Origin of the sequence: Streptomyces sp. NPDC058221 (assembly GCF_042882365.1) — a bacterium.
Classification (GTDB): domain Bacteria; phylum Actinomycetota; class Actinomycetes; order Streptomycetales; family Streptomycetaceae; genus Streptomyces.
This window is the reverse complement of sequence record NZ_JBHVWF010000044.1, coordinates 1-7,684: the sequence shown is the minus strand read 5'-3', so window position 1 is coordinate 7,684 and position 7,684 is coordinate 1. Positions and strand designations below refer to the sequence as shown.

The window sequence follows — 7,684 nt, the reverse complement described above, 5'->3', positions numbered from 1 at the left end:
TGAGAGCAGAATCGATCAGGCAGGGGTGACGACACCTACCCGCCCGGGTGGCGGTACACGGCACCCACGACGGCCCTGACGCCTCCTATCCGGCGTCGACCTCCATCAACTGCACCAGGCTGGTGGGCCGCATATCGGTCCACACAGCCTCGATCGCATCCAGACACTCCTGACGCGAACCTTCCGCGCCATCGACGCGCCATCCGCCCGGGATATCGATGTGCGCCGGCCACAGCGAGTACTGACCCTCGCCATTCACCAGCGTCACGAACCGCCCCGACTCGTCATCGAAAGGATTGGTCACGACCGTCCCCCCACCTGTTCTCGCACTTTCCACGGCATGTTCATCAGCCTTTTCCAGGTGTACTGCGTCGATCATTCTCTGCAGTCACCCGCCGAACCGCCCGCCCCCTACAGTGCGATCTCGACCACACAGGGCGGAGATACGTCACGCCTGGGGATACCGACGTTACATCGACGGCGAAGCCGGACTTCCCCGGCTTCGCCCGCTCACGCCAATCACAATAGAGGACCCTTGACGACCCAAGACGCCAATTCGGCCTATTAGTTGCACCTATCCAATGACCCCACAAGGGCGGAGCCCCGCCTGGCACCTGCGACAACCAGGCATGAACGGAAACATTCAGCCACACCATGTCCTGATTGTGTGAATATCTCCGAATACGACCCGATCAAAACCGGATAGCCGCTGGCGCACGCCCGCTTACTTTCTGACACGCCGAGATCACAGCGCGCTCCCGTGCGCCGGGTACGCGCCCCGCCCGCACCGCGCTCCGCAAGGCCGGGCGGCGGCGGGATCCGTCGCCGGGGTCGTCGGGCGTGCGACCGGCCGCACCGGGCGCGCAAGCAGTCAACGGCTCCGGGAGGTCCGAGGACACGGCGCTGCGCCCATGCCAGCCGTGCACCGCGTGGCGAGACCGGAACGGGACAGGAGGCCGCACGACCCACCTGAACCGTGCGGGCTCCTCCCGTCACGCGCCGGGCACCACCGCATCCGGCAAGGGACTCCTACGGCATCGTTCGCCGGACCGGCGTCTGGGCGACGATGACGTTCTCACCGTTGAAGGTGATGGCCGGACCTTCGTGCAGTTCGTAGCCGAGCCCGATCGCTTCGCTGACGCGTCGACAGAACGCGGCGTCGTCCGGGCCGGTCACGACTCGGTAGACGGGCAGTCCGTGGGGTGGTGTGCTCTTTCCGAAAGGAGCTCAGCCCATGTGCGGGCCGAGCTTCTGGTGTGCGGGGCTCCGGCCCGGCAGGATCCTGGCGCCGCCAGGTCGCCGTCGGGGCGGCAACCGACGGACGGAGCATGCCCCGGGCCGCCCCTCGGTGAGTCCGGTCTCCCTCATGGAGGCATGGATCGTCCCGCCCTCCATGACCGCCGGCCGCTCCATGGAGCACGGCAGGTCGCCGGCGCGCATGAGCTGGAGTGCCGCAAGAGGTGTCGTCCGGGCTGCCCCACGACATCGTCCATGGCCCGCGCACTTGGCCACGAAGAAGTGCCAGCGCGTCGGCACCTGGGCAGCGGCGTTACAACGTGGAGATGGCCTGCACCCCGACCAACAGCTCCTGGCTCAACAGACAGCTGGCCAACCTGGTCATCTGCATGCATAGGCACGTTCGACTGATACGGCGGCGTTGTCGACTGTTGATGCTGGAGGCAGTTCCGGGACTGACCTGAGCATGAGTGTGCGCTATTCGGATCGGCTGCGGATCGAGGACAGGAGCCGGTGCATACCGACCGCATGTCCACCCGTTCCTATGACGAGCCGTCGGTAGAAGCCACCGGCCAGGCCGGGGAAGGTCGCCCGGCTCTCGGCCCTCAACCGTGACCGACCCAGGCCAACGTGCTCAAGGCGGAAGACCAAGGCATAGGTCGAGAAGCGATGGGTTCCCTGCAGGACCAGCTCACGTCCCGGAACTGCGGCGACCACTCGAAACCCGGGCAAGGTCGAGCCTGCGGCAAGGGGCCGCGGCCCGGACGCCGTACGGTCAGCGGACCCGACCAGCCTTGCGTAACCGGCGATGCCGGGGCGTGAGAAGGACTCGTCCAAGACTTCACCCAGATGACGCCAGATATCCTCGGCCTCTGCCGCGATGACCTCGGCGTGCTCATCCACGAACGGCAGCGAAGCAATGTCCATCAAAGCTCTCCCCTCAGAGGTTGCCACTCCGTGCTCCTGCGCCCGGGCGATCGACAGCCCGTCACCGCCTCCACCGGCAGCCCGGGCGGTTGGTGGGCACCAGATTGTCAGTGCAGCACCTTTGCCGCCCTGCCTGTGCCCACGAGGAACTGCTGCATCACTCAACCGTGTACGAGCGGCACAGGCACTGGTCGGCGGCCGGAGCATGGGACAGCCCGCATCCGCCGGGGGTACGGACCGTACTCACCTATCGGCAGATGCGGACAGATAAACTGCCGCCACTCGTAGGACAGTTGGCTGAGTGTCTCGCCCGACGTTCCACCAGGTTCCGTTCCCGCACGCTGACGTACCCCGAGTTTGATCACAACTTCAGGCCGGCCTGGTGCCGTTGGTGGTATGACCAGGTCACCGCCGCCAGGAGCGGGCCCCACAGCAGGAGGGGCGCGTAGGCGGCGACAAAGAGGACTTCACCGGCTGAGACGCCGGGGTCCGGGCTGGGGGCGGTCAGCAGTCCACCGAAGAAGAGAACCCACCAAAGGACGGTGACTGTGAGGGCTCCCAGCGAAGCGGCGAGGACCGCGAGCCTGCGGTTGACGGGACGCCCTCCGCAAAGCGGAATCCACCGCGGCACCACCTCCCCCCAGGGCCGTATCAGGCCGAGCGTCAAGTACGAGGCGGTCTCAGCGACCGCACCGATCAGCAGTACGTAGGCCAGGCCGATCAGCGGGGAGCGGTTGGGGAATGCGGCGAGGAACTCCTCGCGCTCCATCACGCCGACCGGTACCCCGAGCACGAGCGCGATGCGCCACACCCCGGAGGGGACGGTCGACCAGGCCGCGACATGGGCGGCGCGGACCGCCCAGCGTGAGGGTGGCGGGACCGGCGGCCGGGACGGTGGCGGCAGGCGGGGTTCAGGCGGGGCGGGATCCGTCGGCGTCATGACCCCGAATCTCGCCCACCGCCCGGCCCGGCACGTCATCCCGCATGATGATTCATCTCCGCCGCGCGGGGGAGTACGGCGCACGCCGCCTCCGCTCGCCAAGGTGCGATACGGAAGTAGGCACTCCTCGGCGCCTCATCAGCGCAAGCTGCAAACCAGCTACCAGGCGCCCCTGACGGCAGCCTGCGAACTGCTGGAGGAGGAGTTCAACGACGCCGCCGGCCTGCGCGGCGACATCGTGATGATCACCGACGACGAGTGCGGAGTGCCCGAGGAGTGGATGCGCGGCTGGAACGACGCCAAGCATCGACTGGGCTCCGTGTCTTCGGCGTGGCCGTCGGCGCTCCGCTCGCAGCCGAGGCCGGCTCGGTCCTGGACACCCTGGGCGACAACCTCCGCTCCATCGAGGATCTCACCGACGTCCACGCTGGCGCCGACCTCTTCCGCGTGATCTGACGGGTGTCCGGCCCGGCGGAGTCAGTGCGCCGGGCGGTCACCACCGCTGGGTGCGTTGCTCAGGTCCACGATGCAGAAGAGATTGCCGTCGGGGTCGGCCAGGACAACGAAGTCGGGTTCGGCCGGGTAGAGCTCCCAGTCGACGGCCTTAGCGCCGAGTCCGGTCAGCCGGCGCACCTCCGTCTGTTGCTCCTGTGCCGTGTCCACGTACAGATCCAGGTGAAGACGGGGTCGCGTCTCGGGCGGGGACGTACTGACCTGCAGTCCGAGGGCCCGGCCGGAACCGTCGGCGAAGTTGAGCGTCTGCCACTTCCCGCTCCGCCATTCCGGAGTGGCGACCAGGTCCAGGGCCGCGGTCCAGAAGGCCGTGGCGCGGGGAAGGTCGGTGACGCCGATGACGGGGATTCCGAGTCGCAGCACGGGGGCGAGCCTAGTAGGCCTGCCGGGGAACTGATCGGGAGCAATGCCGTCTCAGGGCAACGAGCGCGTGAGCCAGACCACTTCGCCGTTGTCCTCCATGGATACGTGGTCCCGCTGGAACCCGAGCTTCTCAAGAACACGCAACGAGGGCGTGTTCCACGCGCCGACGGTCGACCAGAGACGTTGCCGTCCGGTCGCAACGGCGGCATCGACCACCGCGCCGGCCGCCTCGGTGGCGTAGCCACGCCCGTGCGCGCGCTGGAACAACTCGTACGCGATTTCGGGCTCCTCCAGCGTGGAGCGGCCGATGATCAACCCGCAATAGCCGATGAAGTCGCCTTCGCCACGACGCTCGATGGGCAGCAGCGCGATCCCCGTGTTCGCCGTCGCGGTGAGCAGTTCCTCGATGGCCGTCCTGATGTGCTCGACCGTGGGCATCCCCTTGCCGCGTTCGGAGAGGAGGGCGCAGAACTCGGCGGCGTCCGACTCCGCCCACGGCCGCAGTGTCAGCCGCTCGGTCTCGAGGTGGAACGGCATCGTCCCGTAACTGGACATGTACCTGCCCTTACGTCGTCGGCCGATGAATGTGTGCCGTCGGGTGAGGCAGCGCCCTGCTTTGGTGCAGTCGCCGTTCCTCGGCGCCGTCCTCCTTGATGTGTACAGCGGCCTCCTCCGCGGACGCGGCACCGCCGTCGATGCCCACGTCCCGGCCCAGGACCCTGTTGTGGAGGTCACCGCTGTCGTCCTCGTTCGCTTCCGCGATGCGCCCGGCGCGTTCGGAGCCGGCTTCGCCCTCCTGCGGACCGTTGTCCTCCGGCTGCCCATCGGTCTCGCCGGCCGTGCCGTCCGCGAGAGGGCCCCGGTCAGGTTCTTCCTGGGCCAGCCGCTGATCGAGGGATTCTCCGGCTTCCTGCTCCAGGGCGGTGGTCCCGTACTTCGTCACGCCCAGCGGCCGTTCGGGTGGCGAGTATCCGGTGTCCAGCATGTCGTCGAGATCGGGTTCGCCGATGACGTTCTCCGGATCAGGACCGTCCGTCGGCTGGTCGTCCACATCCGAATCGGTCGGCTGGTACACATCGTCTCCGCGTCCTTCCCCGGACATGGGCCGCTCCTCTCGTTGACGCCCGCAGGGCTCCCTGCCCGCACTGCCAGGGTGCACCCTCGTCGCCGAATGCGCGGAAGGAAAACGCGTGGCGTGGGTCGGGTGCACACACTGTGTACGAGGTGTCGCCCAGCGCGGTCCTCACCCGCGCGCCCGGCCGTGCCGCCGTAATCCGGGGCCGAGCTGTCAGGACCCGATGCGGCTGGGCTGACGTCCTGTTTCCGTATGCGTCAGACGGGCACCCATCCCGGGTGGACCGCACGCCGAGCAGGCGCGTGCATCCGATGTCGGCGAACCGTCCTTCGAGGAGCAAACATGGCCCTGGCAAAGATTCGAACGATCGTACTGGACTGCCCCGCCCCCCACGCGCTGGCCGGTTTCTACGCCCAGGTGCTGGGCGGCGAGGTGAAAGGCGCCCCGGACGCAGACTGGGTCGACCTGTTCGTGGACGGACTGCGGCTCGCGTTCCAGCGGGCCCCCGGTTTCGTGGCACCGAGGTGGCCGGGCGGGGAGCATTCGCAGCAGATCCACCTCGACCTGGATGTCGAGGACATGGAAGCCCGGGAGAAGGACGTGCTGGCCCTCGGGGCAACGGCCCTCGATCTGGCGGACAACGGCGGCAGGAGGGGATTTCGCGTGTACGCCGACCCGGCCGGCCACCCCTTCTGTTTCATCCGCGCCTGACAACGCGCACGGCTTGCTCGGCCGGCCCTCGCGTCAGTGCCCGCCTTCGAGATCCGACGTCAGTGTTTCCCGGAGCGCCGTGGCGGCCGTCCGCAGGCAGGACGGGAAGTCCTCCCGCCCCTGCGTGTCGACCCACTCAAGGAACGCCCTCTGGAAGGCGACCGCGGCTATCTGGGCCACGAGCCCCGCCTTGGCCGCGTCCACGTTGCGCCGCTTGAGCGCGTCCTCGACCGCTGTGGTGACCGCGGCCATCTTGGTGCGCTCGCGTTCCTGGAGTTCCGCGCTGCTGTCGATCACGGCGCGGCGGTCCGCGGCGCGATCGATGAACGCGACGAGCTGCGCGCCGACCCGGGCGAGGCCGTCGAGGGCAGCGGACAGCGGGGAAGCGGCCTCGTCCGCACCGAGCACCGCCTCGGCCACCGCGACGGGTAGCCGTTCGGAGCCCGCGAACAGGACTTCACGTTTGTCGGGGAAGTAGCGGAAGTACGAGCGTCGGGTGATGCCGGCGCGTTCGGCGATCTGCGTCACGGTCACGCTGTCGTATCCGTGCTCCCTGTAGAGCTCCAGTGCGGCCTTCGTCAGCCGCTCTTCCGTTCCGGGATCCCATCTCGCCATGACCCGACTCTACCAAGTGATGTCTCAGTGTGCCGTCGGTGCTAATCTGAGCACCACACGATGACACAGTGAGACATCACCATGGACCCGGACCGCCGGCGGGCGCGTTCGCCGGAGGGAGTCCGGAAGAGGACTGAGGAGCGAGCGCCGATGACACCGAACACGCGAACCGACGAGGTGTGGATTCTGGGTGCCACGGGCCGGATCGGCCGTGCGGTCGCCGCGCGCCTCACGGCGCAGGGGGTCACACCCGTGCTGGTCGGACGTGATCAGGAGCGACTTCACGCAGCCGGCGCGGCCCTCGGCAAGGGCGACGACGTGAAGCTCGTCGTGGCCGACACGGCAGAACGGATCGCGGCCGAGATCACCCGGGAGCGGCCGGCCGTGGTGGTCAACACCCTCGGCGAATACGCACGGACAGGCGCACTGATCGCCCGTGCCTGCATGCCGGGCGGCCATTACGTGGACATGGCTGCCGACATGGTCGCCATCCCCCGGTTGCTGTCCCTGCATCGCGAGGCGGGCGATGCGGGCAGCACGCTCGTGACCGGCGCGGGATTCGGCGTCCTGGCGACGGAAGCCGTCGTGGCGAAACTGTGCGAGGGCAGGCCCACCCCACAAGAGGTACGTGTCGACGCCCTGGGTTCGGTGGCGACCGAGGCCGGAGTCATGGGCGCCGCCTTCGCCACCAGCAGCGTCGACGTGCTGGCCACCGGCGGACGTCGCTACCGCGGTGGACGTCTGGTCAGAGCCCGGCTCGGCGCGGACCCGCAGCACATCGCCCTCCCGGACGGAGAGGCCGTCAAGTCCGCCGGCGCACCGTCGGGCGAGCTCCTGGCCGCCCAGCGGGCGAGCGGAGCACCATCGGTCACCGTCACCTCGGCGTTGGTTCCGGCCTCGTTCGCCGCGCGGACCGCACTGCCGGTGCTCGGGATGCTGGTGTCCGTCCCGGCCCTGCGGCGGCTCGCAATCCGCCAGATGGCCGGGATGACGGCCGAGGCCGCCCCCCCGGCCCCGACAGCACTCCTGGGGACACGCCGTCATCACCTGGCCCGACGGCACCGTCCGCGAGGGCTGGCTGCGGGCAGGCGACGGCATGGACTACACCGCCGATGTCGCCACAGAGACCGCCCTGCGACTGGCGCGGGGCGAGGCCAAGCCCGGCGCCTATACGCCGGCAGCCGCCCTCGGCCCCGAGCTGGCCACCGCGGCCGGAGGTGAGTTCATCCTCGGCTGAGGACGAAGTCACCCGGTACCCACCGGCCGGACTGCGCCGTCCTCGGCACCACGGGCGAGGCTTGCTG

General features: G+C 68.8%; 10 protein-coding genes and 1 pseudogene. 3 read left to right on the top strand and 8 right to left on the bottom strand.

Going from position 1 to position 7,684, the window contains the following annotated elements; genetic code table 11:
* Window positions 1–85: 85 nt before the first annotated feature.
* From ACFVW8_RS16565 to ACFVW8_RS16550, 4 genes are all read right to left on the bottom strand, one after another.
* Entirely contained in the window at window positions 86–304 is a 219-nt protein-coding gene (locus ACFVW8_RS16565) for an MbtH family protein (protein ID WP_389690494.1), read from the bottom strand.
* Window positions 305–1,029: 725 nt separating this feature from the next.
* Window positions 1,030–1,194 (bottom strand): DUF1737 domain-containing protein, encoded by a 165-nt coding sequence (locus ACFVW8_RS16560; RefSeq protein ID WP_389690492.1) that lies wholly within the window; start codon window positions 1,192–1,194, stop codon window positions 1,030–1,032.
* Between the two features lie 519 nt (window positions 1,195–1,713).
* Window positions 1,714–2,163, bottom strand: a complete 450-nt coding sequence (locus ACFVW8_RS16555; RefSeq protein WP_389690447.1) for a hypothetical protein — start codon at window positions 2,161–2,163, stop codon at window positions 1,714–1,716.
* A 361-nt stretch (window positions 2,164–2,524) separates the two neighbouring features.
* Window positions 2,525–3,103 (bottom strand): hypothetical protein, encoded by a 579-nt coding sequence (locus ACFVW8_RS16550; protein WP_389690445.1) that lies wholly within the window; start codon window positions 3,101–3,103, stop codon window positions 2,525–2,527.
* A 154-nt stretch (window positions 3,104–3,257) separates the two neighbouring features.
* Between ACFVW8_RS16550 and ACFVW8_RS16545 the strand changes: the two are divergent.
* Window positions 3,258–3,559 (top strand): annotated as a pseudogene (locus ACFVW8_RS16545) (hypothetical protein); the annotation flags it as partial.
* Window positions 3,560–3,580: 21 nt separating this feature from the next.
* On the opposite strand, the gene ACFVW8_RS16540 reads toward ACFVW8_RS16545, so the two are convergent.
* The 3 genes from ACFVW8_RS16540 to ACFVW8_RS16530 are packed head-to-tail and all read right to left on the bottom strand — an operon-like array spanning window position 3,581 to window position 5,081.
* Window positions 3,581–3,979 carry a VOC family protein gene (locus ACFVW8_RS16540; RefSeq protein ID WP_389690443.1) on the bottom strand — a complete coding sequence of 133 codons (399 nt, stop codon included), beginning with the start codon at window positions 3,977–3,979 and terminating at the stop codon, window positions 3,581–3,583.
* 51 nt (window positions 3,980–4,030) lie between these two features.
* Entirely contained in the window at window positions 4,031–4,534 is a 504-nt protein-coding gene (locus tag ACFVW8_RS16535) for a GNAT family N-acetyltransferase (protein ID WP_389690441.1), read from the bottom strand.
* A 10-nt stretch (window positions 4,535–4,544) separates the two neighbouring features.
* Window positions 4,545–5,081: a DUF5709 domain-containing protein gene (locus ACFVW8_RS16530; RefSeq protein ID WP_389690439.1), complete on the bottom strand. Its 537-nt coding sequence runs from the start codon at window positions 5,079–5,081 to the stop codon at window positions 4,545–4,547.
* A 315-nt stretch (window positions 5,082–5,396) separates the two neighbouring features.
* Between ACFVW8_RS16530 and ACFVW8_RS16525 the strand changes: the two genes are divergently transcribed.
* Window positions 5,397–5,765 carry a VOC family protein gene (locus ACFVW8_RS16525; RefSeq protein WP_389690437.1) on the top strand — a complete coding sequence of 123 codons (369 nt, stop codon included), beginning with the start codon at window positions 5,397–5,399 and terminating at the stop codon, window positions 5,763–5,765.
* A 33-nt stretch (window positions 5,766–5,798) separates the two neighbouring features.
* Here ACFVW8_RS16525 and ACFVW8_RS16520 read toward each other — a convergent pair whose 3' ends face one another.
* Window positions 5,799–6,380, bottom strand: a complete 582-nt coding sequence (locus ACFVW8_RS16520; protein ID WP_389690435.1) for a TetR/AcrR family transcriptional regulator — start codon at window positions 6,378–6,380, stop codon at window positions 5,799–5,801.
* Between the two features lie 150 nt (window positions 6,381–6,530).
* On the opposite strand from ACFVW8_RS16520, the gene ACFVW8_RS16515 reads away from it, so the two are divergent.
* Entirely contained in the window at window positions 6,531–7,601 is a 1,071-nt protein-coding gene (locus ACFVW8_RS16515; RefSeq protein ID WP_389690433.1) for a saccharopine dehydrogenase NADP-binding domain-containing protein, read from the top strand.
* Window positions 7,602–7,684 lie beyond the last annotated feature (83 nt).

Bases quoted from the DNA above. Each gene is read 5' to 3' on its own strand.
- ACFVW8_RS16515 (WP_389690433.1), top strand. From the start codon at position 6,531: ATGACACCGAACACGCGAACCGACGAGGTGTGGATTCTGGGTGCCACG.
- ACFVW8_RS16535 (WP_389690441.1), bottom strand. From the start codon at position 4,534: ATGTCCAGTTACGGGACGATGCCGTTCCACCTCGAGACCGAGCGGCTG.
- ACFVW8_RS16555 (WP_389690447.1), bottom strand. From the start codon at position 2,163: ATGGACATTGCTTCGCTGCCGTTCGTGGATGAGCACGCCGAGGTCATC.
- ACFVW8_RS16520 (WP_389690435.1), bottom strand. From the start codon at position 6,380: ATGGCGAGATGGGATCCCGGAACGGAAGAGCGGCTGACGAAGGCCGCA.
- ACFVW8_RS16550 (WP_389690445.1), bottom strand. From the start codon at position 3,103: ATGACGCCGACGGATCCCGCCCCGCCTGAACCCCGCCTGCCGCCACCG.
- ACFVW8_RS16530 (WP_389690439.1), bottom strand. From the start codon at position 5,081: ATGTCCGGGGAAGGACGCGGAGACGATGTGTACCAGCCGACCGATTCG.
- ACFVW8_RS16525 (WP_389690437.1), top strand. From the start codon at position 5,397: ATGGCCCTGGCAAAGATTCGAACGATCGTACTGGACTGCCCCGCCCCC.